Genomic DNA, 23,624 nt, shown 5'->3' with positions numbered 1-23,624 from the left:
TGCCGCCGTCAGGCCGACGCCGGCGGGTAGAGGCTCCGGGGCAGGGCGGACGCCGCCGCCGCGTCCAGCAGCCACAGGGTCCGGCCACGGCCGTGGGCGCCGGCCGCCGGAGCCTGGATCTCGCCCGCCCCCGACAGCGCGATCTCCGCTGCCTTCGCCTTGTCCTCGCCCGCCGCCAGCAGCCACACCTCGTGCGCCGCGCGGATCGCGGGCAGGGTGAGGGAGATACGCAGCGGAGGAGGCTTGGGCGCGCCGTGCACGGCGACCACCGTGCGTTCGGTCTCCCGTACGCCCGGATACTCCGGGAAGAGCGACGCGACATGGGTGTCCGGGCCGACGCCCAGCATCAGGACGTCGAAGCTCGGCACCTGAGCGTGGTCCTCGGGCCGGGCCGCCGCGGCGAGTTCCGTGGCGTACGCGGCGGCCGCGGCCTCCACGTCATTGCCGTAAGGACCGTCCGAGGCCGGCATGGCGTGGACCCGCGCCGGGTCCACCGGCACCGAATCCAGCAGCGCCTGCCGCGCCTGGGTGATGTTCCGCTCCGGGTCGCCCTCCGGCAGGAAGCGCTCGTCGCCCCACCACAGGTCCAGCCGCGACCAGTCGATCGCGTCCCGGGCCGGCGATGACGACAGCGCGGCCAGCAGGCCGTTGCCGTTGCGTCCGCCCGTCAGGACCACCGACGCGGAACCGCGAGCGGCCTGGGCGTCCACGATCTTCGTGATCAGCCGGGCCGCCGCGGCCAGCGCCATCAGCTCCTTGTCGCGGTGGACGACCAGTTGCGGAGCGGTCACTTCGCCGCCGCCTTCTTGGCGGGCGTCTTCTTCTGCGCGGCCGCCGGTGCGTCGGCCGCTTTCGCGGGCACCTCGGCGGGTGACGCTTCCGACGCGTCGCCGAGCCGGTGCACACCGAAGCGCAGCGCCGACGCGTAGATGTCGTCCGGGTCCAGCCGGCGCAGCTCCTCCGCGATCAGCTCGGCGGTGTCCCGCCGCTTCAGCGCCACCGCCCGGTCCGGCTGACCCTCGATGGTGAGCGTCGCCAGCGAGCCGTCCGCCCGGCCCAGGCTGATCGGGCCGCAGGTGGTCTCCATGCGTACGGCCGTGAGACCGGGGCCCGAGGAGACCGCGCGCTTCACCGGTACGTGCAGCCGGTCCGCGAGCCACATGGCGAGCAGCTCGACACTCGGATTGGCCTCCTCGCCCTCCACCTCGACCGAGGTGACGTCGCAGGCGACCTGGTCCAGCGCGGCCGCGACCATCGAGCGCCACGGAGTGATCCGGGTCCAGGACAGATCCGTGTCACCCGGGACATAGGTACCGGCGCGGGCCGTCAGTTCTTCGATGGGGTGCTCGGCGGCGTAGGAGTCCGTCACCCGTCGCTGGGCCAGCTTGCCCAGCGCGTCCTTGGCGGGGTCCACCGGCGCGTTGACCGGCCACCACACCACGACAGGGGCGTCGGGCAGCAGCAGCGGCAGCACCACTGACTGGGCGTGGTCGATGACCTCGCCGTACAGCCGCAGGACGATCGTCTCGCCGGTACCGGCGTCCACGCCCACCCGCACCTCGGCGTCGAGGCGGGCCTTGGCCCGGTCGCGCGGCGAGCGGGAGACCCGCTTGACGACGACCAGCTTCCGCGACGGATGCTCACGGGACGCCTCGTTGGCGGCCTTGAGGGCGTCGTACGCGTTCTCCTCGTCGGTGACGAGGACCAGCGTGAGGACCATGCCGACGGCGGGGGTGCCGATCGCCCGGCGTCCCTGCACCAGCGCCTTGTTGATCTTGCTGGACGTGGTGTCCGTAAGGTCGATCTTCATGGCCGGCGCCAGCTCCGTCCGTCTCGTGCGAGCATTTCGTCCGCCTCGGCCGGACCCCAGGTCCCGGACTCGTACTGCGCGGGCTTGCCGTGCTTGTCCCAGAACTCCTCGATCGGGTCGAGGATCTTCCAGGACAGCTCGACCTCCTCCACCCGCGGGAAGAGGTTCGAGTCGCCGAGCAGCACATCGAGGATGAGCCGCTCGTACGCCTCGGGGCTGGACTCCGTGAAGGATTCGCCGTACGCGAAGTCCATCGAGACGTCACGCACCTCCATCGAGGTGCCCGGCACCTTGGAGCCGAAGCGCATCGTCACGCCCTCGTCCGGCTGGACACGGATGACCAGGGCGTTCTGCCCCAGCTCCTCGGTGGCCGTGTGGTCGAAGGGGGAGTGCGGCGCGCGCTGGAAGACGACCGCGATCTCGGTGACCCGGCGGCCGAGCCGCTTGCCGGTACGGAGATAGAACGGGACGCCCGCCCAGCGGCGGTTGTCGATCTCCAGCTTCACCGCGGCGTAGGTGTCGGTCTTCGACCGGGGGTCGATGCCCTCTTCCTGGAGATAGCCGACGGCCTTCTCGCCGCCCTGCCACCCCGCCGCGTACTGCGCGCGCACCGTGTGGGCCGCCAGATCCCTGGGCAGCTTCACCGCGCCCAGCACCTTTGTCTTCTCCGCGGCCAGCGCGTCCGCGTCGAAGGAGGCGGGCTCCTCCATGGCGGTCAGCGCCAGCAACTGGAGCAGGTGGTTCTGGATCACGTCACGGGCGGCGCCGATGCCGTCGTAGTACCCGGCCCGGCCGCCGATGCCGATGTCCTCGGCCATGGTGATCTGTACGTGGTCGACATACGACCGGTTCCAGATCGGTTCGAAGAGGGTGTTGGCGAACCGCAGCGCCAGAATGTTCTGGACGGTCTCCTTGCCCAGGTAGTGGTCGATCCGGAAGACCTCGTTGGACGGGAAGACCTCGTGGACCACCTTGTTGAGGTCCTGCGCCGACGCCAGGTCGTGGCCGAACGGCTTCTCGATGACCGCCCGGCGCCAGGACCCCTCGCGCTGGTCGGCCAGCCCGTGCTTCTTGAGCTGCTGCACGACCTGCGGGAAGAACTTCGGCGGCACGGAGAGATAGAACGCGAAGTTGCCACCGGTGCCCTGGGACTTGTCCAGGTCCTCGATCGTCGACTTCAGGTTCTCGAACGCCGCGTCGTCGTCGAAGTCGCCCTGGACGAAGCGCATCCCCTGGATGAGCTGCTGCCAGACCTCCTCGCGGAACGGCGTGCGCGCGTGCTCCTTGACCGCGTCGTGGACCTCCTGCGCGAAGTCCTCGTCCTGCCATTCGCGGCGTGCGAAACCGACGAGCGAGAAGCCCGGCGGCAGCAGGCCGCGGTTGGCCAGGTCATAGATCGCAGGCATCAGCTTTTTGCGGGACAAATCGCCCGTGACGCCAAAGATGACCAGGCCCGACGGCCCCGCGATACGCGGGAGCCGTCGGTCCGCGGCGTCACGGAGCGGGTTCGCTCCGTGGGTTGCGGTCAGGGTTCAGCCCTCCGAGGGGGCGAGGCGCTTGAGCTCCGCCTCGGTCGACTTGAGCAGATCGGTCCAGGCCGCCTCGAACTTCTCGACGCCCTCGTCCTCCAGGAGCTGGACGACCTCGTCGTACGAGATGCCGAGCTTCTCCACGGCTTCGAGGTAGGCACGGGCCTGGTCGTAGGTGCCGCGCACGGTGTCGCCGTTGATCGTCCCCTGGTCCGCGGTCGCGTCGAGGGTGGCCTCCGGCATGGTGTTCACCGTGTTGGGGGCGACCAGCTCCTCCACGTACATCGTGGCCTTGTACGCCGGGTCCTTCACGCCGGTCGAGGCCCACAGCGGACGCTGCTTGTTGGCCTGCGCCCGGTCCAGGACCGCCCAGCGGTCCGTGGAGAAGACCTCTTCGTACGCCTCGTACGCGAGACGCGCGTTGGCCAGGGCCGCCTTGCCGCGGGCCTCCTTGGCCTCGGGCGTGCCCAGCGCGTCGAGCCGCTTGTCGATCTCGGTGTCCACGCGGGACACGAAGAAGGACGCCACCGAGTGGATCTTGGAGAGGTCCAGGCCCGCGGCCTTCGCCTTCTCCAGGCCGCTGATGTACGCCTCCATGACGTCGCGGTAGCGCTGCAGCGAGAAGATCAGCGTGACATTGACGCTGATGCCCCGGGCGATGGTCTCGGTGATCGCGGGCAGACCCGCCTCGGTCGCCGGGATCTTGATGAGTGTGTTGGGGCGGTCCACCAGCCAGGCGAGCTGCTTGGCCTCCGCGGTGGTCGCCGTGGTGTCGTGCGCCAGCCGCGGGTCGACCTCGATGGAGACCCGGCCGTCCTGGCCCTGCGTCGCGTCGAAGACGGGCCGCAGGATGTCGGCGGCGTCACGTACGTCCGCCGTCGTGATCATGCGGATGGCTTCTTCGACGGTGACCCGGCGGGCGGCGAGGTCGATGAGCTGGCTGTCGTAGCCGTCGCCCTGCGAGATCGCCTTCTGGAAGATCGACGGGTTGGTCGTCACGCCCACCACGTGCTGCTGCTCGATCAGTTCGGCGAGGTTGCCGGACGTGATCCGCTTGCGCGACAGGTCGTCGAGCCAGATCGCGACGCCTTCGTCGGAGAGGCGCCTGAGTGCGTCTGTCATGAGGATTGCATCTCCTACAGTTCGTATAACAGCGTCAGCGCGCTGACGCCGCAAGAGATTCCCGCGCGGCGGCGGCCACTGCGTCAGCAGTGAAGCCGAACTCGCGGAAGAGGACCTTGCCGTCCGCCGAAGCGCCGAAGTGCTCCAGCGAAACGATGCGCCCGGCCTCACCCACGAAGCGGTGCCAGGTGAGCCCGATTCCGGCCTCGACCGCCACCCGCGCCTTCACGGACGGCGGCAGCACCGAGTCCCGGTACCCCTGGTCCTGCTCCTCGAACCACTCGACCGACGGCATCGAGACGACCCGCGTCGCGATCCCCGCGGCCTGGAGCTGCTCACGCGCCTCGACGGCGAGCTGCACCTCGGAGCCCGTGCCGATCAGCACGACCTGCGGAGCGCCGCCCTCGGCCTCGAAGAGCACGTAACCGCCCCTGGCGGCATCGTCGTTGGCCTCGTAGGTCGGCACACCCTGACGGGTCAGGGCCAGACCGTGCGGGGCGCCCTTGGCGTGCCGCTTGAGGATCTCGCGCCAGGCGATCGCCGTCTCATTGGCGTCGGCGGGGCGGACGATGTTCAGACCCGGGATGGCACGCAGCACCGAGAGGTGCTCGACCGGCTGATGGGTCGGACCGTCCTCGCCCAGACCGATGGAGTCGTGTGTCCATACATAGGTGACGGGCACCTGCATCAGCGCCGCGAGCCGGACGGCCGGACGCATGTAGTCGGAGAACACCAGGAAAGTGCCGCCGTAGATACGGGTGTTGCCGTGCAGCGCGATGCCGTTCATCGTCGAACCCATGGCGTGCTCGCGGATGCCGTAGTGCACCGTGCGGCCGTACGGGTCCGCGCCCGGCAGCGGGTTGCCCACCGGGAGGAACGACGACGTCTTGTCGATGGTGGTGTTGTTCGAGCCCGCGAGGTCGGCGGAACCGCCCCACAGCTCGGGGATGACCTCGCCGAGCGCCTGGAGCACCTTGCCGGACGCGGCGCGGGTCGCGACGGACTTGCCGGTCTCGAAGGCCGGGAGCCTGTCCTCCCAGCCCTTGGGCAGCTCGCCCGCCCTGACCCGGTCGAACGTGGCCGCGCGCTCGGGGTTGGCCGTACGCCACGCGGCGAAGGTCTTCTCCCAGTCGGCGCGCGTCTCACGGCCCCGGTCGAGCGCCTCACGCGTGTGCGCCAGGACCTCGTCGGCGACGTCGAACGACTTCTCCGGGTCGAAGCCGAGGACCCGCTTGGTGGCGGCGACCTCTTCCTCGCCGAGCGCCGAGCCGTGCGCCGCCTCGGTGTTCTGGGCGTGCGGGGCCGGCCAGGCGATGATCGAGCGGGCCGCGATGAAGGAGGGGCGCTCGGTCTCCGCCTGCGCCGCCTTCAGCGCGCGGTACAGACCGGCCGGGTCCAGGTCGCCGCTGGGAAGCTGCTCGACGCGCTGGACGTGCCAGCCGTACGCCTCGTACCGCTTGAGGGTGTCCTCGGAGACCGCGGTCTCCGTGTCGCCCTCGATGGAGATGTGGTTGTCGTCCCACAGCAGGACCAGATTGCCCAGCTTCTGGTGGCCGGCCAGCGAGGACGCCTCGGCCGAGATGCCCTCCTGGAGGCAGCCGTCGCCCGCGATCGCCCAGATGGTGTGGTCGAACGGGGAGGTGCCGGGCGCCGCGTCCGGGTCGTACAGACCGCGCTCGTAACGGGCCGCCATCGCCATGCCCACGGCGTTCGCGACACCCTGGCCCAGCGGGCCGGTGGTGGTCTCCACACCGACGGTGTGTCCGTGCTCCGGGTGGCCGGGGGTCTTCGAACCCCAGGTGCGGAAGGACTCCAGATCGGACAGCTCCAGGCCGTAGCCGGCCAGGTAGAGCTGGGTGTAGAGAGTCAGGGACGAGTGGCCCGCCGAGAGAATGAAGCGGTCGCGGCCGGTCCACTGGGGGTCGCTGGGGTCGTGCCTCATGAGCTTCTGGAACAGCACATAGGCGGCGGGGGCCAGGCTCATGGCCGTACCCGGATGGCCGTTGCCGACCTTCTGTACGGAATCCATGGCCAGGACGCGGGCGGTGTCGACCGCACGGCTGTCCAATTCGGTCCACTCGAGGTCTGTGGTGGTCGGCTTGGTGCTCACCCTGAGTCAGGGCTCCTCTCCACATGTCGAATCCCGGTGACTGTGCGCGCACCGGTTCGTTGTCGAGCCTACCCTCGCAGCAACGCCCGTCTTTTCGGGTGTCCGGCGGTAATAAACCAGGCACTGCCAGGGTGCAGCGCGGGCGTGAACTTCGCCTCCCGAGGGGCGTCGGACCGTGTCCGGAGGGCGCCCAACACGATCCCACCCCCGCGAAGGACGACATCTGGGCAACGTCTAGAGTGGCGTGGTACGCGCAAGTCCTTACCGGTGTTTCACGCCCGTGGCTTGCTGGGATTTCTCTGTCAGGGGTGTGCGTGACGGTCGTCGAGTCCCGACCCGCAGGGGTCGTCCTGACTCCGAGCCCGGGGGGCCATCGGCCGTTCGGGGCCCGCGTCAAGGCATTCGTGGCGCTGACCAAGCCGCGGATCATCGAGCTGCTGCTCATCACCACCGTCCCGGTGATGTTCCTGGCCGCGCGGAGCGTGCCGGATCTGTGGCTGGTGCTCATCACATGCGTCGGTGGTTATCTCTCCGCCGGCGGTGCGAACGCGCTGAACATGTACATCGACCGTGACATCGACGCCCTGATGGACCGTACGTCTCAGCGCCCACTGGTCACCGGGATGGTCTCGCCGCGCGAGGCGCTGGTCTTCGGCCTCACGCTGGCCGTGGGCTCGACGCTCTGGTTCGGACTGCTGGTCAACTGGCTGTCCGCGGCCCTCGCGCTGGGCGCGCTCCTCTTCTATGTGATCGTCTACACGCTGATCCTCAAGCGCCGTACCTCCCAGAACATCGTCTGGGGCGGCATCGCCGGCTGTATGCCGGTGCTGATCGGCTGGTCGGCGGTCACCAACTCGATGTCCTGGGCCCCGGTCATCCTCTTCCTCGTCATGTTCTTCTGGACGCCGCCGCACTACTGGCCGCTGTCGATGAAGGTGAAGGAGGAGTACGCGCTGGTGGGCGTTCCGATGCTGCCCGTCGTCGCGTCCAACCGCGTGGTGGCCCGCCAGATCGTCCTCTACAGCTGGGTGATGGTCCTTGTCTCACTGCTGTTGACACCGCTGGGCTACACCGGCTGGTTCTACACGGTGGTGGCGCTGGTGGCCGGCGGCTGGTGGCTCTGGGAGGCGCACGGCCTCCAGTCGCGGGCCAAGGCCGGCGAGGCGGGCAGCAAGCTCAAGGAGATGCGGCTGTTCCACTGGTCCATCACCTATGTGTCACTGCTCTTTGTGGCCGTGGCGGTGGATCCCTTCCTGCGCTGAGGCTTCTCTCCCTCATTCCGCTTGATCCCATGACGGGCGGGGCGCGTGGCACAGGCCACGCGCCCCGCCCGTCGCCGGTTGGTCTACCCGTCGGTAGCATCCAGTGCATGGCAGAGATCCAGCAGCAGCAGGTGGACGAGAACGACCGGCCGGACGAGAGCGCCCGGGCCGAGGGGAGTGCCGGGCCCGAGGAGACCGACCGGGCCGAGGAGAAGGACACCGCCGGCGCCCGGCGGGAAGCACGCGCCGAGCGCGCGGCCGCCCGGCTGGCCAAGCGGATCGCGGCCTTCGCCAAGCGGCACGGCGGCGCGCAGGGACATCTTGAGTACGTCGGACGCGCGGGCACCCGCATCGTGCTCGTCGGAGAGGACGGCGACTGGGGCGATCTGGTCGCCCCCACGCACACCGTCGCGAAGAGCGCCGCGCGGAAGGCGGGCCTGACCCTGCGCGCGTCCTTCGACGGGGAGTTCGCGGCCAAGGTGCGCACCGGCCCGTACGAGTGGAGGCGGATGGCCGGAATCCAGGTCGGCGGCCGTGCCAACGGCTGAGACGCGCCGGCGCCCGGCCGGGCGGGCCGGGACGGGCGGCGGCGTCCGCCGCCAGGGCCGTCAGACGGCCGAGAGCGCCGGATCCGACTGCGCGGGGATCTCCGCCGTGGTCACCGGGCGCTCGCGCAGGCTCATCGCCACCCGCAGGACGGCGATCCACACCAGGCAGGAGCCGAACATATGGGCTCCCACCAGGACTTCCGGCAGACCGGTGAAGAACTGCACATAGCCGATGCCGCCCTGGGCGAGCAGCACCAGCAGCAGATCGCGGGCGCGCGCCCGGGTGTCGGCAGGGGCGTCCACCACCCGCAGCACCAGCCACATCGCGACGGCCAGGGCACAGACGAGCCAGGCGAACACCGCGTGCACATGGGCGGTGGTGGACCAGTCGAACGGCATCCGGGGCACATCGCTGCTGTCGCCCGCGTGCGGGCCCGAGCCCGTCACCGCGGTGCCCGCGGCGATCAGCACCGCCGACGCGGCGACCAGCGCCCAGGACAGCTTGCGCACCGGCCGCGGCACGCGCGGGCGGGGAGCGCTGTCGCCCTCACGGGCGCGCAGCCAGGTCAGGGTGGTGACGGTCAGCAGGGTGGAGGCCAGCAGGAAGTGCCCCGCCACCGTCCACGGGTTGAGCCCCGCCCACACCGTGATCCCGCCGAGCACCGCGTTGCCCATCACGATCCAGAACTGCGACCACGCCAGCCGGGTCAGCCCGCGCCGCCAGGGCTTGGTGGACCGTGCGGCGACGATCGCCCAGCCGACCGCCGCGCACAGGACGTACGTCAGCATCCGGTTGCCGAACTCGATGGCGCCGTGCAGACCCTGCGCCGGGGTGGCGAAGAGGCTGTCGTCCGTGCACTTGGGCCAGGTGTCGCAGCCGAGACCGGAGCCGGTCAGCCGGACCGCGCCACCGGTGACGATGATCACCACGCTCATCAGGACGGCACCGAGCGCGGCGCGCCGGAGCGTACGGGGCGAAGGCGTCCAGCGCCGGGCGACAAGGGCGAGGGGGGTCAACACGGCAACCATCGTAGGCGGGAGCTTGTGCGGGTTTTCACGAGGGGTACGTATGCCGCGTCCGTGCCCATCCGCGCACTCCCGTCACTCCCAGCGGAAGAACGCGCCCGCCGCGCCGAGGCCCAGCGCGGCCCAGACGGCGAGGATCCCGAGGTCGCCCCAGGGCATCGCGGTCCCGTGCTGGAGGACGTCCCGCAGCCCGTCCGAGAGCGCCGAGATCGGCAGCAGTCCGAGCACCGACCGCGCCGCGTCCGGGAACCTCTCCAGCGGCACGATCACACCCCCGCCCACCAGCAGCAGCAGGAAGACCAGATTCGCGGCGGCCAGGGTCGCCTCGGCCCGCAGGGTGCCGGCCATCAGCAGCCCGAGCCCGGAGAAGGCCGCGGTGCCGAGCACGAGTAGCAGCAGTACCGCGAGCGGGTTCCCGCGCGGCGACCAGCCGAGCGCCAGGGCGATCACCGTGAGCAGCAGGATCTGGAGGACCTCGGTGACCAGCACGGAGAGGGTCTTGGCGGTCATCAGGGCCCAGCGCGGCAGCGGTGAGGCGGCGAGCCGCTTGAGCACGCCGTACCGCCGCTCGAAGCCGGTGGCGATGGCCTGGCCGGTGAACGCCGTGGACATCACCGCCAGCGCGAGGACGCCGGGCGCCAGGAAGTCCACGGCCTCGCCCGCGCCGGTGTCGACGACGTCCACGGTCGAGAACAGCACCAGCAGCAGGGACGGAATGACCACCGTCAGCAGAAGCTGCTCGCCGTTGCGCAGCAGCAGCTTTGTCTCGAACGCGCTCTGCGCCGCGATCATGCGGAGCAGCGGGGCCGCGCCGGGCGCCGGAGCGTAGGTACCGGTGCTCATGAACGCAGCTCCTTGCCGGTCAGTTCCAGGAAGACGTCCTCCAGGGTGTGCCGCTCCACGGAGATCCCCTCGGCCAGCACACCGTGCTGCGCGCACCAGGAGGCGACCGTGGCGAGGAGCTGCGGGTCGACCGCGCCGCTGATCCGGTACGACCCGGGCGTCAGCTCGGCGGCGGCGGTGCCGTCGGGCAGTGCCTTCAGCAGCGAGGCGAGATCGAGGCCGGGCCGTCCGGTGAAGCGCAGGGTGTTCTCCGCGCCCCCGCGGCACAGTTCCTCCGGGCTGCCCTGGGCGATGACCCGGCCCGCGTCGATGATCACGACGTCGTCGGCCAGGGTCTCGGCCTCGTCCATGAAGTGTGTGGTCAGCACCACTCCGACGCCGTCGGCGCGCAGCTCCCGGACCAGGTCCCAGGTGGAGCGGCGGGCCTGCGGGTCGAGCCCGGCGGTCGGCTCGTCCAGGAAGACCAGCTCGGGGCGGCCGACGACGGCGAGTGCCAGTGCGAGCCGCTGCTGCTGGCCGCCGGAGAGCCGCCGGTAGGCGGTACGGCCGCAGCCGCCGAGGCCGAGGCGTTCGATCAGGGCGTCCACATCGAGCGGTCGCGCGTGCAGCCGGGCCATGTGGCGGAGCATCTCGTCGGCGCGCGCTCCGGAGTACACGCCCCCGGACTGGAGCATCACGCCGATGCGCGGGCGGAGCCTGGCCGCGTCGGCGACCGGGTCGAGACCGAGCACACGCACGGTGCCGGCGTCGGGTCTGCGGTAGCCCTCGCAGGTCTCGACGGTGGTGGTCTTGCCGGCGCCGTTGGGGCCGAGCACCGCGGTGACCGTCCCGGCGCGGACCGTCAGATCGAGGCCGTCCACCGCGGTCTTGGCGCCGTATCGCTTGACCAGGCCCCGGACCTCGACGACCGGTTCTCCGGAGGTCCGGCCCGCGGCCGGGCCGCTGTCGGGCAGCGAGCCACCCGTGGAGACGCTGTACATGCGGGGAAGTTTAGGCAGGTTCGCGAGGCCCCGGGTGCACCGGGGCGACGTAGACGGCCCAAGGCCGGAGGCGCTCTTCTTAGGTCACCCTTAGTGACAAACGGCACCGCCGTCCGGCCCGCACACGGTTGTCAGGGCCGGGGGAATTACGCAACAATGGCGTTGTGAAATACGTTGGCGAGGCTCCGCAGGAGGAACTCGCGACCGGCGAGCACTCCACTCGCAACAGGGTCGCGCGCTCCATCCTGGACCACGGCCCGTCCACGGTCTCCGAGCTGGCCGGGCGCCTCGGACTCACCCAGGCGGCCGTCCGCCGCCATCTCGACGCACTCGTCGCCGACTCCGTGGTGGAGCCGCGTGACCAGCGAGTCTACGGTTCGCGCGGGCGCGGCCGACCCGCCAAGGTGTTCGCTCTGACCGACTGCGGCCGGGACGCCTTCGACCAGTCCTACGACAAGCTGGCCGCCGACGCCCTCCAGTGGATCGCCCGCGCGGCCGGCGGCGGAGAGCGTGGCGAGGCGGCCGTCGCCGCCTTCGCCCGCGCCCGGATCGCCGGCCAGGCCGAGGCCTACCGCGCGGCGGTCGAGGCGGCGGAGCCCGGGAAGCGCACCGAGGCGCTCGCCGGCGCGCTGAGCGCCGACGGGTACGCTGCCGCTGCGCGCGGCGCGCCCAACGGCCAGGGCGAGCAGCTCTGCCAGCACCACTGCCCGGTCGCGCATGTCGCCGGGCAGTTCCCGCAGCTCTGCGAGGCGGAGACGGAATTCTTCTCCCAACTGCTCGGGACCCATGTGCAGCGGCTGGCCACCATCGCTCACGGTGACGGGGTCTGCACGACCTTCATTCCCCGCGCCGCACAGACCACCCATCACGCATCTGAAAGCACAGCCGGGAGGAACCCCGCATGACGCTCCCCACGGAGACTGCCCACCCTGAGCTCGAGGGTCTGGGCACGTACGAATTCGGCTGGGCCGACTCCGACGCGGCCGGTGCCGCGGCCAAGCGCGGTCTCTCCGAGGCTGTCGTCCGCGACATCTCGGAGAAGAAGAACGAGCCGGAGTGGATGCTGAAGCTGCGGCTCAAGGGCCTGCGCCTGTTCGACAAGAAGCCCATGCCCAACTGGGGCTCCGACCTGTCGGGCATCGACTTCGACAACATCAAGTACTTCGTGCGTTCCACCGAGAAGCAGGCTGCTTCCTGGGACGAGCTGCCCGAGGACATCAAGAACACGTACGACAAGCTCGGCATCCCCGAGGCGGAGAAGCAGCGCCTCGTCGCGGGTGTCGCTGCCCAGTACGAGTCCGAGGTCGTCTACCACCAGATCCGTGAGGACCTGGAGGAGCAGGGCGTCATCTTCCTGGACACGGACACCGCGCTCAAGGAGCACCCCGAGCTGTTCCAGGAGTACTTCGGCACGGTCATCCCGGTCGGCGACAACAAGTTCGCCTCGCTGAACACGGCCGTGTGGTCCGGCGGATCGTTCATCTACGTGCCGAAGGGCGTGCACGTCGACATCCCGCTCCAGGCCTACTTCCGTATCAACACGGAGAACATGGGCCAGTTCGAGCGGACGCTGATCATCGTCGACGAGGACGCGTACGTCCACTACGTCGAAGGCTGTACCGCGCCGATCTACTCCTCGGACTCGCTGCACAGCGCCGTGGTCGAGATCATCGTCAAGAAGGGCGCGCGCTGCCGCTACACGACCATCCAGAACTGGTCGAACAACGTCTACAACCTGGTCACCAAGCGCGCCGTGGCGTACGAGGGCGCGACCATGGAGTGGGTCGACGGCAACATCGGCTCCAAGGTCACCATGAAGTACCCGGCCGTCTACCTGATGGGCGAGCACGCCAGGGGCGAGACCCTGTCCATCGCCTTCGCGGGCGAGGGCCAGCACCAGGACGCCGGCGCCAAGATGGTCCACATGGCACCGCACACCTCGTCGAACATCGTCTCCAAGTCGGTGGCGCGCGGTGGCGGCCGCACCTCGTACCGCGGTCTGATCGAGATCGGCGAGGGCGCCGAGGGCTCCAAGTCCAATGTGCTCTGTGACGCGCTGCTGGTCGACACGATCTCCCGCTCCGACACCTACCCGTACGTGGACGTCCGCGAGGACGACGTGTCCATGGGCCACGAGGCGACCGTTTCCAAGGTCTCCGAGGACCAGCTCTTCTACCTGATGAGCCGCGGTCTCTCCGAGTTCGAGGCGATGGCGATGATCGTGCGCGGCTTCGTCGAGCCGATCGCCAAGGAGCTGCCCATGGAGTACGCGCTGGAGCTCAACCGGCTGATCGAGCTGCAGATGGAAGGCTCCGTCGGCTAGCGGGGACCGATCCCGGGCCCGACGCGCCGCCCCGCGGCAGCGACCGATTTCTTACGCAGAGGCAGAGAGAGAGCACGACGACAGCCATGGCTGAGGCTCAGAACATTCCGGCGGGCTCCACGACCGCCGGATCGATCGCGGTGGCCGCCGAGTCCACCGTCGCCACGCGCATGAGCGCGCCCCCCTCCTTCGACGTCGCGGACTTCCCGGTCCCGCACGGCCGCGAGGAGGAGTGGCGGTTCACGCCGCTGGGGCGGCTGCGCGGACTGCACGACGGCACCGCCGTCGCGACGGACGGCAGCGTCACGGTCGAGGTGACCGCCCCCGAGGGCGTCGTCGTCGAGACCGTCGGCCGTGAGGACGCGCGGATCGGCAGGGCCGGCACACCGGTGGACCGGATCGCCGCCCAGGCGTACTCCTCGTTCGAGAAGGCCTCGGTCGTCTCGGTGCCGAAGGAGACCGTGCTGGCCGAGCCGATCAGGATCGCGGTCCACGGGGAGGGGGGCACCGCCTATGCCCACCAGGTCATCGAGGTCGGCGCCTTCGCCGAGGCGGTCGTCGTCATCGACCACACCGGCGACGCCGTGGTCGCCGGCAATGTCGACTACCTCATCGGCGACGGCGCCAAGCTGACCGTCGTCTCCGTCCAGGACTGGGACGACAAGGCCGTCCATGTCGCCCAGCACAACGCGCTGGTCGGCCGGGACGCCTCCTTCAAGTCGATCGTCGTCACCTTCGGCGGCGATGTCGTACGGCTCCACCCGCGCGTGCGGTACGCGGGCCCCGGCGGCCACGCCGAGCTGCTCGGTCTGTACTTCACCGACCGCGGCCAGCACCAGGAGCACCGTCTGCTGGTCGACCACAACGCCCCGCACTGCACGTCCAACGCCGCTTACAAGGGCGCGCTCCAGGGCACCGACGCGCACGCCGTCTGGATCGGTGACGTGGTGATCCGCGTCAACGCCGAGGGCACCGACACCTACGAGATGAACCGCAACCTGGTCCTCACGGACGGCGCGCGGGTCGACTCCGTGCCGAACCTGGAGATCGAGACCGGTGAGATCGCCGGCGCCGGCCACGCCTCGGCCACCGGCCGGTTCGACGACGAGCAGCTCTTCTACCTGATGGCCCGCGGCATCCCGGAGACCGAGGCCCGCCGGCTGGTGGTCCGCGGCTTCTTCGCCGAGCTGGTCCAGCGGATCGGGCTGCCCGATCTTGAGGAGCGCCTGCTGGCCAAGATCGAGGCGGAGCTGGAGACCGTGTCATGAGCGGCCCGGCGGACTTCGTCCGTGTCTGCGCGCTGGGCGAGCTGGAGGAGGGCACCCCGAAGCGGGTGGAACTCGACGGCACGCCGGTCTCCGTCGTCCGCACCGAGGGCGAGGTGTTCGCGATCAATGACATCTGCTCGCACGCCAATGTGTCGCTGTCGGAGGGCGAGGTGGAGGACTGCATGATCGAATGCTGGCTGCACGGTTCCAGTTTCGACCTCCGTACCGGCAAGCCGTCCGGCCTTCCCGCGACGCGCCCCGTGCCCGTATACCCCGTAAAGATCGAAGGGGACGATGTGCTCGTCTCCGTCACCCAGGAGTCCTGAGTCACCCATGGCAACGCTTGAAATCCACGACCTGCACGTCTCCGTCGAGGCCGAGGGCGGCCCCCGCGAGATCCTCAAGGGTGTCGACCTCACCGTCAGGCAGGGCGAGACGCACGCCATCATGGGCCCGAACGGCTCCGGCAAGTCGACCCTCGCGTACTCGCTCGCGGGCCACCCCAAGTACACGATCACCGGTGGCACCGTGACGCTGGACGGCGAGGACGTCCTGGCGATGACCGTCGACGAGCGCGCCCGCGCCGGCCTGTTCCTCGCGATGCAGTACCCGGTCGAGGTCCCCGGTGTCTCCGTCTCCAACTTCCTGCGCACCTCCGCCACCGCCGTGCGCGGCGAGGCGCCGAAGCTGCGTACCTGGGTGAAGGAGGTCAAGGAGACCATGGAGCGTCTCCAGATGGACGCCTCCTTCGCCGAGCGCAATCTGAACGAGGGCTTCTCCGGCGGCGAGAAGAAGCGCCACGAGATCCTCCAGCTCGAACTGCTCAAGCCCAGGATCGCGATCCTCGACGAGACCGACTCCGGTCTTGACGTCGACGCGCTGCGGATCGTCTCCGAAGGCGTCAACCGCGTCCGCGACACCGGCGAGGTCGGCACGCTGCTGATCACGCACTACACGCGGATTCTGCGATACATCAAGCCCGACTTCGTCCATGTCTTCGCACAGGGCCGCATCGCCGAGTCCGGCGGCGCGGAGCTGGCGGACAAGCTGGAGAACGAGGGCTACGAGGCATATGCGAAGGGTGGCGTTACGGCGTGACACAGCTGCCGGGCCTTCTCACAGCATCGGATCGACTGCTCGACGAGGCGATCCGCAAGGATTTCCCGATTCTCGACCGAGTCATCCATGACGGCAAGAAGCTCGTGTACCTGGACTCCGCAGCGACCTCGCAGAAGCCGCGCCAGGTGCTCGACGTCCTGAACGAGTACTACGAGCAGCACAACGCGAATGTCCATCGCGGTGTGTACACCATCGCCGAGGAGGCCACGGCGCTGTACGAGGGCGCCCGTGACAAGGTCGCCGCCTTCATCAACGCGCCGAGCCGCGACGAGGTGATCTTCACCAAGAACGCCTCCGAGTCGCTGAACCTCGTCGCCAACATGCTCGGCTGGGCCGACGAGCCCTACCGGGTGGACCACGAGACCGAGATCGTCATCACGGAGATGGAGCACCACTCCAACATCGTGCCGTGGCAGCTCCTCTCGCAGCGCACGGGCGCGAAGCTGAAGTGGTTCGGCATCACCGACGAAGGCCGGCTGGACCTCTCCAACATCGACGAGATCATCACCGAGAAGACGAAGATCGTCTCCTTTGTGCTGGTCTCGAACATCCTCGGCACGCACAACCCGGTCGAGGCGATCATCCGCCGTGCGCAGGAGGTCGGTGCGCTGGTCTGCATCGACGCCTCCCAGGCGGCCCCGCACATGACGCTCGACGTGCAGGCGCTGCAGGCCGACTTCGTGGCCTTCACCGGCCACAAGATGGCGGGGCCGACCGGCATCGGTGTGCTCTGGGGCCGTCAGGAGCTGCTGGAGGACCTGCCTCCGTTCCTCGGCGGCGGCGAGATGATCGAGACCGTGTCGATGCACTCCTCGACCTATGCCCCGGCACCGCACAAGTTCGAGGCCGGTACACCGCCGATCGCCCAGGCGGTCGGCCTCGGCGCGGCCGTGGACTACCTCAGCGCGATCGGCATGGACCGGATCGCCGCGCACGAGCAGGCGATCACCGAATACGCCGTGAAGCGTCTGCTGGACGTCCCGGACCTGCGCATCATCGGTCCCGCGACGGCCGAGGACCGGGGTGCCGCGATTTCCTTCACCCTCGGCGACATCCATCCGCACGATGTGGGGCAGGTGCTGGACGAGCAGGGCATAGCGGTCCGGGTCGGCCACCACTGCGCGCGGCCGGTGTGCCTCCGGTACGGAATTCCCGCGACTACGCGGGCGTCTTTCTATCTGTACTCCACTCCGGCCGAGGTCGACGCCCTGGTCGAGGGACTGGAGCATGTCCGTAACTTCTTCGGATGAGGGACGACTGACCCGTGAAGCTGGATTCGATGTACCAGGACGTCATCCTGGACCACTACAAGCACCCGCACGGGCGCGGTCTCCGGGACGGCGACGCCGAGGTGCACCATGTCAATCCGACCTGTGGTGACGAGATCACCCTGCGGGTGCGGTACGAGGGCTCCCGGATCGCGGACGTCTCGTACGAGGGCCAGGGCTGCTCGATCAGCCAGGCCAGCGCATCCGTGCTGAACGAACTCCTGGTCGGCAAGGAGCTCGCCGAGGCGCGGAAGATCCAGGGCACCTTCCTGGAGCTGATGCAGTCCAAGGGGCAGATCGAGCCGGACGACGCGATGGAGGAGGTGCTGGAGGACGCGGTCGCGTTCGCCGGCGTCTCGAAGTACCCGGCGCGTGTGAAATGCGCCCTGCTGAGCTGGATGGCGTGGAAGGACGCGACGGCCCAGGCCCTGGGCGACAGCGCGACGAAGGAGACGGCATGAGCGAGAACGAGACCGTGACCATGAAGCCGGCCTCGGAGGACGAGGTCCGCGAGGCGCTGTACGACGTCGTCGACCCCGAACTGGGCATCGATGTCGTCAACCTCGGCCTGATCTACGGCATTCACATCGACGACTCGAACACCGCCACCCTGGACATGACCCTGACGTCCGCGGCCTGTCCGCTGACCGATGTGATCGAGGACCAGGCGAAGGCGGCGACGGACGGCATCGTCAACGAACTCAAGATCAACTGGGTCTGGATGCCGCCGTGGGGTCCTGACAAGATCACGGACGACGGCCGCGAGCAGTTGCGCGCGCTGGGCTTCAACGTCTGAGCGGACACCGCGCGGGGCCCCACGACCGTTCCCGGCCGTGGGGCCCTTTCGCACGGCCGGTGTGTACAGCCGTACGCAACGATACGTACACTCGTACACATGGGATATGGACTGCTGGCCGCGGCGATAGCGGCGGAGGTGGCCGGCACGACGGCCATGAAGTACAGCGAGGGCTTCACCAGACTCTGGCCCTCGCTGGGGACCGTCGCCGGTTATCTGCTCGCCTTCACCCTGCTCGCGCAGACACTGAAGACCCTCTCCGTGGGCACCGCCTACGCGATCTGGGCAGGCACCGGCACGGCGGCCATCGCCGTCATCGGCATTCTCTTCATGGGCGAGTCGGCCGGACTGGTCAAACTGACCGGCATCCTCCTGGTGATCGCGGGTGTCATCGTGCTCAATCTCGGAGGGGCCCACTGATGACCCGCCGTTACGACCCCGAGCGGCGCCAGCGGATCATCGACGCCGCGATCCGGGTGGTCGGACGCGGCGGCATCGCGGGGCTGAGCCACCGCACCGTCGCAGCCGAGGCCGATGTGCCGCTCGGCTCGACCACCTATCACTTCGCCTCCCTGGACGAACTCCTCGTCGCCGCGCTCCGGCAGGCCAGCGAGGGCTTCGCGACCGCCGTACGGGAGAGCGGCGCCCTCGCCGACCCGCGCTGCGATGTCGCCGGTGAACTGGCCAGGCTGATAGGGGAGTGGCTCGCCGGGGACCGTGTCGGCGTCGAGCTGGAGTACGAGCTGTATCTCGCGGCCCTGCGACGGCCCGCGCTGCGCCCGGTCGCCGCGGAGTGGTGCACCGCGATGGCCGAGACGCTGTCCCGGCGCACCGACCCCGCGACGGCGCGGGCGCTGGTCGCGCTGCTGGACGGGATCTGTCTGCAGGTGCTCCTCACGGACGCGGCGTACGATCCCGGCCACACGCGCGAGATGCTGGCGCGGCTGATTCCCTGAGCGGACCCGGGCGGCCGTCCGGGCTGAGCTGGGCCGACGCGTACGCCCGTCACCTGAGACCGGTTCGCCCGAGCAGCGTCCGGCCCGTTAAATTCTGTGCATGACCGACACGACTTCTCCCCGCACCACCGGCGCCGTCGCCGCCGGCCTGGCCACCTTCTCCGAGGACGGCACCGTCCTCGACACCTGGTTCCCGGCGCCCGAGCTCTCCGCCGAGCCCGGCCCCGCCGGCACCGAGCGGCTCTCCGCCGAGCGTGCCGTGGAACTGCTCGGGGAAGGCGCGGCCAGGGCGATCGGCCCCGACGCCCGCCGCGGGGTCGAGGTCGTCGCCGTCCGTACGGTCATCGCCTCGCTCGACGACAAGCCGATGGACGCGCACGACGCGTATCTGCGCCTGCACCTGCTCAGCCACCGCCTGGTCAAGCCGCACGGCCAGAGCCTCGAAGGCGTCTTCGGGCTGCTCGCCAATGTCGCCTGGACCTCGCTCGGCCCCGTCGCCGTCGACGGGCTGGAGACGGTGCGGCTCAACGCGCGCGCGGAGGGCCTGCACCTTCAGGTGACCTCGATCGACAAGTTCCCCCGGATGACCGACTATGTCGCGCCCAAGGGCGTCCGGATCGCGGACGCCGACCGGGTACGCCTCGGCGCGCATCTCGCCGAGGGCACGACCGTGATGCACGAGGGCTTCGTCAACTTCAACGCCGGCACCCTGGGCACCTCGATGGTGGAGGGCCGGATCTCGGCGGGTGTGGTCATCGGCAACGGCTCCGACATCGGTGGCGGCGCCTCCACCATGGGCACCCTCTCAGGCGGCGGCACGGAGCGCATCGTCATCGGTGAGCGCTGTCTGATCGGCGCCGAGGCGGGCGTCGGCATCGCGCTCGGCGACGAGTGTGTCGTCGAGGCCGGTCTGTATGTCACGGCCGGTACGCGTGTGTCACTGCCCGACGGCCAGATCGTCAAGGCGCGTGAGCTGTCCGGCGCGAGCAATATCCTCTTCCGCCGTAACTCGGTCACCGGCGCTGTCGAGGCGCGCCCGAACAACGCGGTCTGGGGCGGCCTCAACGACGTGCTGCACAGCCACAACTGACCCACCGCGCCCACGAGTTCTCCGTACGTTCACAGCAGCCCGTCGGCCGTCTCCCGGCCGGCGGGCCGCGCCTGTCTTCGGGGCTCCTGGGCGTGCGCCGGCGGTGTCGGCGGGCGCCCGTCCGCGTTCGCACATCGCCGTCGAACAGTGACCGCTTGTCTGTTCGGGATGGGGCAGGATGCTTGCATGACGCGTAATTCCCGCTCTGCGCGGCTTCCGCGGTTATCGCCCCACACGGTCGCGCCGGCCGGGTGCGGGACCGGGGCGGCCGGCGTGAGTGCTTCCGCCGGCCGGACCGGACGGCTCCGGCCCCCGGCGACGGCGTGCCGGAGGGGCTTCGGGGTAACCGTGGCCGGACTGTCAGTGGGGGCTGCTCCAATGAGAGACGTGGAAGGCATGGAGATCATGGACACCGAGAACGCCGACCCGGGGGAACTCGACGCGCTGCGCGCGGCGTTCCCGCCGGGGCGCTGTCTGCCGCCGCTGGGATGGGACGCGGTGCGCGCCTTCGAGCGCGCGCAGGGGATCGTCCTGCCCGAGCCGTACCGCACCCTGGTCGCCGAGATCTGCGACGGCTGCAGCGAGGGGCCCGCCGATGTCGACGGGCTGATACCCGTGGCGGCGCTGCCCGCCGACTGGGGGCCCGATCAGGGGCAGCGGGTGCTGTCGGAGCCCTTCCCGCTGACCGAGGCATGGGTGTGGGAGGACGACCCGCGGCCGTACGAGGAGATCGAGCCGCTGATCGACGAGGTCTGCAACCACGGCAGCGTGGTGCTGGGCACGGACGGGTGCGGTATGTACTGGCATCTTGTCGTCACCGGTGCGGACCGGGGCCGGATCTGGAACATCAGCGATGTGGGCGCGGCGCCGTTCGGTGTGGCGTTCGGCCGGAGCGCCGCGGAGGAGGGGTTCGCCGGCTGGGTGAGCCACTGGGCCACCAGGCGCCGGCCGTGGTTCGACATCGTGGTGTGAGGCCGTCGGCGGGAGCGGACCGGCCAGTGCCGCCGGCCGTCGGACCGCCGCGCCGAACGGCCGTCGCGGGGCCCGGCATATGACGTGTCAAGAGCATCCGGACGTACGGTCCGTGACGAGTACATGAACCAAGTGGAAACCCACCCGAAGCGTCTACGCTGGGGACGCCCCGACCCCGTAGGCCGCAAGGAGAACCAGTAGATGCCCGGAGACCGCCTCGTCCTGCCGCCGGTGCGGCTGCCCTCGGACGCCGAGCTGGCGCGGGACGCGCTTGCCGCCCCCCTGCTCGCCCGGGCCGTCCGGCTCGCCCGCTGGGCGGGACCGGGGACCCGGGTGGACGCCGGAGGGGAACTGGTCGACGAGCTGCTCCCGGCGGCGGCCGAGCTGCTCGGCCTCGACGACGAACTGGCCGAGGGGGACGGCGAGGCGTACGCAAGCGAGGCGTGGCGGGTCGCGGTGGACACCGGGCTGATCGCGGTCGAGGAGACCGTCATGGACGCCGCCGGGCCGGCGGGCGAGCCGGACACCGGGGACGCCGCCGCGGACCCGCGGGACGCCGAGGTGAGCGTCACCGCGGGTGAGCAGCTCGCCGTGATCACATCAGGAGCGCCCCAGGACATCCTGTCGTTCTGGCTGGACGCTCTCGACGTCGTGTTCGCCGACGCGACCGCGCCGGTCCTCGACGATCTGGCCGCGGCCATCGGAGACGACGGCGAGATCGACCTCGAATCCCTGGACTGGGACCCGGAGCTGGAGGCGGAGTTCCTGGAGGGCGTCCTCGGCAATCTCTATCTGCTGTCCGTCGCCGACGGGGGAGTGGCGGAAGGGCCCGTGCCGCTGCCCGTGCTCGCCGCCTCCATGATCGTCCCCGACGACATGGGCGAACCCACCGACGACGTCCTTGAGCAGGTGTCCGAGGCGATGATGCGGCTGGACGACCAGTTCCGGCTGCTGGAACCGATCGGACTCGTCTCGTATGTGCCGGTGGACGAGGCGCTGATGGCGGAGGACGCGCAGGAGCCGCCCGATCCGTCCCTGCCCGTCGACGAGGAGGACGTCTCCCGTTACGGAATGGTCCAGCTCACACCCCTGGGGCTGTACGGGATCAGGGCGCGGATGCTGGAGGCCGGCGTCGACGCGCCCGCCGTCGGTGACCTCGCGGACAAGGACGCGCACGCGCTGCTGGACGGCGTCGCGCACTTCCCGGAGCTCTCGGCGCGCGCCGAGACGGAACAGTGGCTGGACCGCCGCGCGCCGGCCGACGCCGCGCGTGAGCTGCTCGCGGCCGCCCGGGGCACCGACACCGGCGCGCCGCTGCGCCGGCTCCACTGCCAGCAGGCGCTCTCCCTCGTCGGCGCGGAGGCCGAGACGGCGGTACGGGAGGTCCTGGCCGACACGGAACTGGGCGGCCTGGCGCGTGTCTGGCTCGCCGAGCTGGGATCCGGCGATGTTCCGCCGCCGCCCGAATCCATGATCTTCTGGCTGGCGGTCGACACGATCGCGGCCCAGCTCGACGCCGACGGCGAGCCGGACGAGCTCCAGGAGCTGGTCGAGGGCCTGGTCGGCCAGCACAGCGGCTTCTTCGCGGAGGCGTGGCGCGTCGACCATCCGGCCACCGCGGACGTCCTGGAGGCGATGGGCCGCCTGCACCGGGACCGTACCGTCTCGAAGGAAGCGCGGAAGGCGGCCTTCAAGGCCCGCTCGCGCCCGAGGAGCTGACCCGGAACGGGACGCGCCGCCCCCTGCCGGGGCGGCGCGTCCCGCTCGGCCGTCAGGTGCGCAGGTGCGACGCGCCGTTCAGATCCAGCACCGCCCCCGACGACCACTCGGCCCGCGGCGACGCGAGCCAGAGGACCGCGTCCGCGATCTCCTCCGGCGAGGCCACCCGGCCGAACGGGCTCTGGGCGCGGATCGATTCGCCCTCCTCGCCGGTCAGCCGGTCCGCGACACGTTCCGTGGTGAAGAAACCCGGCGCGACGGACGCGACCCCGATGCCGTACGGGGCCAGCGAGACGGCCAGGGACTGGCCCAGGGCATGGACCGCCGCCTTGGTGGCGCCGTAGGCCGGGTGGTCCGGTTCGCCCCGGAAGGCGCCCCGGGAGCCGATGTTGACGATCCGGCCGCCCGCGGCCCGGTCGATCATGGCGCGCGCGACACGATGGCTGAGCAGGGCGGTGGCCAGCAGATTGACGGACATGTGCCGCTGCCAGACCTCCGCCCACTCCTCGTACGACGTGGTGGGCAGCGGATGACGCTCGTTCACGGCGGCGTTGTTGACCAGCACGTCGATCCCGCCGAGCGCCTCGGCCGCCGTGTCCGCGACCCGCGCCGCCCCGGCCGGGTCCGACAGGTCGCCGCCCACGAGCACATGGCCCGTACCGGCCAGTGACTCCAGGGTGAGCCGGGCATCGGCCTCGCGGCTGCCGTAGTGGACGGCCACCCGGTCGCCCTGGGCGGCGAAGGCCCTGGCGACGGCGCGGCCCAGGCCCCGGGAGGCGCCGCTGACAAGGACTCGGCGGCCGGTCGCTGGCAGGTTCAAGGGAGCGGGCCTCTCGATGTCGGGTGGTGTTCAACCGGCGTTCGCACGCGGGCGGGAGTGTCG

The 23,624-nt window shown here is 70.3% G+C and carries 24 protein-coding genes; 15 read left to right on the top strand and 9 right to left on the bottom strand.

The window, feature by feature from the left end:
- Window positions 1-8: 8 nt before the first annotated feature.
- The 5 genes from pgl to tkt are packed head-to-tail and all read right to left on the bottom strand — an operon-like array spanning window position 9 to window position 6,571.
- The gene (gene pgl / locus ABZ707_RS00555) at window positions 9-791 is read right to left on the bottom strand and encodes a 6-phosphogluconolactonase (RefSeq protein ID WP_360165400.1); all 783 of its coding nucleotides are present in this window, start codon (window positions 789-791) and stop codon (window positions 9-11) included.
- Window positions 788-1,810, bottom strand: a complete 1,023-nt coding sequence (opcA, locus tag ABZ707_RS00550; RefSeq protein ID WP_360165397.1) for a glucose-6-phosphate dehydrogenase assembly protein OpcA — start codon at window positions 1,808-1,810, stop codon at window positions 788-790. Before opcA ends, pgl begins: the two co-directional genes overlap by 4 nt.
- A complete protein-coding gene (zwf, locus tag ABZ707_RS00545) occupies window positions 1,807-3,339 on the bottom strand; it encodes a glucose-6-phosphate dehydrogenase (RefSeq protein WP_360166898.1) in 1,533 nt (510 codons plus the stop codon). Before zwf ends, opcA begins: the two co-directional genes overlap by 4 nt.
- Window positions 3,340-3,342: 3 nt before the next feature.
- Window positions 3,343-4,461: a transaldolase gene (tal, locus tag ABZ707_RS00540; RefSeq protein WP_360165394.1), complete on the bottom strand. Its 1,119-nt coding sequence runs from the start codon at window positions 4,459-4,461 to the stop codon at window positions 3,343-3,345.
- A 34-nt stretch (window positions 4,462-4,495) separates the two neighbouring features.
- On the bottom strand, window positions 4,496-6,571 hold the full coding sequence (gene tkt, locus ABZ707_RS00535) for a transketolase (RefSeq protein ID WP_360165391.1): 2,076 nt from the start codon (window positions 6,569-6,571) through the stop codon (window positions 4,496-4,498).
- 308 nt (window positions 6,572-6,879) lie between these two features.
- On the opposite strand from tkt, the gene ABZ707_RS00530 reads away from it, so the two are divergent.
- The gene (locus tag ABZ707_RS00530; RefSeq protein ID WP_360165388.1) at window positions 6,880-7,833 is read left to right on the top strand and encodes a heme o synthase; all 954 of its coding nucleotides are present in this window, start codon (window positions 6,880-6,882) and stop codon (window positions 7,831-7,833) included.
- Window positions 7,834-8,099: 266 nt separating this feature from the next.
- Window positions 8,100-8,381 carry a hypothetical protein gene (locus ABZ707_RS00525; protein ID WP_360166895.1) on the top strand — a complete coding sequence of 94 codons (282 nt, stop codon included), beginning with the start codon at window positions 8,100-8,102 and terminating at the stop codon, window positions 8,379-8,381.
- Window positions 8,382-8,441: 60 nt separating this feature from the next.
- Here ABZ707_RS00525 and ABZ707_RS00520 read toward each other — a convergent pair whose 3' ends face one another.
- From ABZ707_RS00520 to ABZ707_RS00510, 3 genes are all read right to left on the bottom strand, one after another.
- Entirely contained in the window at window positions 8,442-9,410 is a 969-nt protein-coding gene (locus ABZ707_RS00520) for a COX15/CtaA family protein (protein ID WP_360165385.1), read from the bottom strand.
- A gap of 72 nt (window positions 9,411-9,482) precedes the next feature.
- Window positions 9,483-10,250, bottom strand: a complete 768-nt coding sequence (locus tag ABZ707_RS00515) for an ABC transporter permease (RefSeq protein ID WP_360165382.1) — start codon at window positions 10,248-10,250, stop codon at window positions 9,483-9,485.
- On the bottom strand, window positions 10,247-11,230 hold the full coding sequence (locus ABZ707_RS00510; protein ID WP_360165379.1) for an ABC transporter ATP-binding protein: 984 nt from the start codon (window positions 11,228-11,230) through the stop codon (window positions 10,247-10,249). The genes ABZ707_RS00515 and ABZ707_RS00510 overlap by 4 nt, the downstream gene beginning before the upstream one ends.
- A gap of 164 nt (window positions 11,231-11,394) precedes the next feature.
- On the opposite strand from ABZ707_RS00510, the gene ABZ707_RS00505 reads away from it, so the two are divergent.
- The 13 genes from ABZ707_RS00505 (at window position 11,395) to ABZ707_RS00445 (ending at window position 22,741) form a co-directional block, all read left to right on the top strand.
- Window positions 11,395-12,135, top strand: a complete 741-nt coding sequence (locus tag ABZ707_RS00505) for an ArsR family transcriptional regulator (RefSeq protein ID WP_360165376.1) — start codon at window positions 11,395-11,397, stop codon at window positions 12,133-12,135.
- A complete protein-coding gene (sufB, locus tag ABZ707_RS00500) occupies window positions 12,132-13,553 on the top strand; it encodes a Fe-S cluster assembly protein SufB (protein ID WP_360165373.1) in 1,422 nt (473 codons plus the stop codon). Before ABZ707_RS00505 ends, sufB begins: the two co-directional genes overlap by 4 nt.
- Window positions 13,554-13,639: 86 nt before the next feature.
- The gene (gene sufD, locus ABZ707_RS00495) at window positions 13,640-14,821 is read left to right on the top strand and encodes a Fe-S cluster assembly protein SufD (protein WP_360165370.1); all 1,182 of its coding nucleotides are present in this window, start codon (window positions 13,640-13,642) and stop codon (window positions 14,819-14,821) included.
- Complete coding sequence (locus ABZ707_RS00490; RefSeq protein ID WP_360165367.1) at window positions 14,818-15,147, top strand: bifunctional 3-phenylpropionate/cinnamic acid dioxygenase ferredoxin subunit; 330 nt, start codon at window positions 14,818-14,820, stop codon at window positions 15,145-15,147. Before sufD ends, ABZ707_RS00490 begins: the two co-directional genes overlap by 4 nt.
- A gap of 7 nt (window positions 15,148-15,154) precedes the next feature.
- A complete protein-coding gene (gene sufC / locus ABZ707_RS00485; protein ID WP_319680325.1) occupies window positions 15,155-15,919 on the top strand; it encodes a Fe-S cluster assembly ATPase SufC in 765 nt (254 codons plus the stop codon).
- Window positions 15,916-17,190: a cysteine desulfurase gene (locus ABZ707_RS00480; RefSeq protein WP_360165364.1), complete on the top strand. Its 1,275-nt coding sequence runs from the start codon at window positions 15,916-15,918 to the stop codon at window positions 17,188-17,190. Before sufC ends, ABZ707_RS00480 begins: the two co-directional genes overlap by 4 nt.
- A 14-nt stretch (window positions 17,191-17,204) precedes the next feature.
- Complete coding sequence (gene sufU / locus ABZ707_RS00475) at window positions 17,205-17,669, top strand: Fe-S cluster assembly sulfur transfer protein SufU (protein WP_360165361.1); 465 nt, start codon at window positions 17,205-17,207, stop codon at window positions 17,667-17,669.
- The gene (locus ABZ707_RS00470) at window positions 17,666-18,004 is read left to right on the top strand and encodes a metal-sulfur cluster assembly factor (RefSeq protein ID WP_319680322.1); all 339 of its coding nucleotides are present in this window, start codon (window positions 17,666-17,668) and stop codon (window positions 18,002-18,004) included. Before sufU ends, ABZ707_RS00470 begins: the two co-directional genes overlap by 4 nt.
- 99 nt (window positions 18,005-18,103) lie before the next feature.
- The gene (locus ABZ707_RS00465) at window positions 18,104-18,424 is read left to right on the top strand and encodes a multidrug efflux SMR transporter (protein WP_360165358.1); all 321 of its coding nucleotides are present in this window, start codon (window positions 18,104-18,106) and stop codon (window positions 18,422-18,424) included.
- Window positions 18,424-18,960: a TetR family transcriptional regulator gene (locus ABZ707_RS00460; RefSeq protein ID WP_360165355.1), complete on the top strand. Its 537-nt coding sequence runs from the start codon at window positions 18,424-18,426 to the stop codon at window positions 18,958-18,960. The genes ABZ707_RS00465 and ABZ707_RS00460 overlap by 1 nt, the downstream gene beginning before the upstream one ends.
- Before the next feature lie 100 nt (window positions 18,961-19,060).
- Window positions 19,061-20,050 (top strand): 2,3,4,5-tetrahydropyridine-2,6-dicarboxylate N-succinyltransferase, encoded by a 990-nt coding sequence (gene dapD / locus ABZ707_RS00455; RefSeq protein ID WP_360165352.1) that lies wholly within the window; start codon window positions 19,061-19,063, stop codon window positions 20,048-20,050.
- A gap of 396 nt (window positions 20,051-20,446) precedes the next feature.
- Window positions 20,447-21,022 carry an SMI1/KNR4 family protein gene (locus tag ABZ707_RS00450; protein ID WP_360166892.1) on the top strand — a complete coding sequence of 192 codons (576 nt, stop codon included), beginning with the start codon at window positions 20,447-20,449 and terminating at the stop codon, window positions 21,020-21,022.
- A gap of 201 nt (window positions 21,023-21,223) precedes the next feature.
- On the top strand, window positions 21,224-22,741 hold the full coding sequence (locus ABZ707_RS00445; protein ID WP_360165349.1) for a hypothetical protein: 1,518 nt from the start codon (window positions 21,224-21,226) through the stop codon (window positions 22,739-22,741).
- A gap of 52 nt (window positions 22,742-22,793) precedes the next feature.
- Here ABZ707_RS00445 and ABZ707_RS00440 read toward each other — a convergent pair whose 3' ends face one another.
- The gene (locus ABZ707_RS00440) at window positions 22,794-23,561 is read right to left on the bottom strand and encodes an SDR family oxidoreductase (protein WP_360165346.1); all 768 of its coding nucleotides are present in this window, start codon (window positions 23,559-23,561) and stop codon (window positions 22,794-22,796) included.
- Window positions 23,562-23,624: the final 63 nt, after the last annotated feature.

The organism is Streptomyces sp. NPDC006923 (assembly GCF_040635655.1).
Classification (GTDB): domain Bacteria; phylum Actinomycetota; class Actinomycetes; order Streptomycetales; family Streptomycetaceae; genus Streptomyces.
Note: the sequence above shows the minus strand (reverse complement) of the source record. Positions and strands in the feature narration are given on the sequence as shown.

What these genes read in the sequence shown, in the direction of transcription:
- opcA (WP_360165397.1), bottom strand. Translation starts at nt 1,810, where the DNA reads ATGAAGATCGACCTTACGGACACCACGTCCAGCAAGATCAACAAGGCG.
- tal (WP_360165394.1), bottom strand. Translation starts at nt 4,461, where the DNA reads ATGACAGACGCACTCAGGCGCCTCTCCGACGAAGGCGTCGCGATCTGG.
- ABZ707_RS00520 (WP_360165385.1), bottom strand. Translation starts at nt 9,410, where the DNA reads ATGGTTGCCGTGTTGACCCCCCTCGCCCTTGTCGCCCGGCGCTGGACG.
- ABZ707_RS00515 (WP_360165382.1), bottom strand. Translation starts at nt 10,250, where the DNA reads ATGAGCACCGGTACCTACGCTCCGGCGCCCGGCGCGGCCCCGCTGCTC.
- ABZ707_RS00510 (WP_360165379.1), bottom strand. Translation starts at nt 11,230, where the DNA reads ATGTACAGCGTCTCCACGGGTGGCTCGCTGCCCGACAGCGGCCCGGCC.
- sufB (WP_360165373.1), top strand. Translation starts at nt 12,132, where the DNA reads ATGACGCTCCCCACGGAGACTGCCCACCCTGAGCTCGAGGGTCTGGGC.
- sufD (WP_360165370.1), top strand. Translation starts at nt 13,640, where the DNA reads ATGGCTGAGGCTCAGAACATTCCGGCGGGCTCCACGACCGCCGGATCG.
- ABZ707_RS00490 (WP_360165367.1), top strand. Translation starts at nt 14,818, where the DNA reads ATGAGCGGCCCGGCGGACTTCGTCCGTGTCTGCGCGCTGGGCGAGCTG.
- sufC (WP_319680325.1), top strand. Translation starts at nt 15,155, where the DNA reads ATGGCAACGCTTGAAATCCACGACCTGCACGTCTCCGTCGAGGCCGAG.
- ABZ707_RS00470 (WP_319680322.1), top strand. Translation starts at nt 17,666, where the DNA reads ATGAGCGAGAACGAGACCGTGACCATGAAGCCGGCCTCGGAGGACGAG.
- ABZ707_RS00465 (WP_360165358.1), top strand. Translation starts at nt 18,104, where the DNA reads ATGGGATATGGACTGCTGGCCGCGGCGATAGCGGCGGAGGTGGCCGGC.
- ABZ707_RS00460 (WP_360165355.1), top strand. Translation starts at nt 18,424, where the DNA reads ATGACCCGCCGTTACGACCCCGAGCGGCGCCAGCGGATCATCGACGCC.
- dapD (WP_360165352.1), top strand. Translation starts at nt 19,061, where the DNA reads ATGACCGACACGACTTCTCCCCGCACCACCGGCGCCGTCGCCGCCGGC.
- ABZ707_RS00450 (WP_360166892.1), top strand. Translation starts at nt 20,447, where the DNA reads ATGGAGATCATGGACACCGAGAACGCCGACCCGGGGGAACTCGACGCG.
- ABZ707_RS00445 (WP_360165349.1), top strand. Translation starts at nt 21,224, where the DNA reads ATGCCCGGAGACCGCCTCGTCCTGCCGCCGGTGCGGCTGCCCTCGGAC.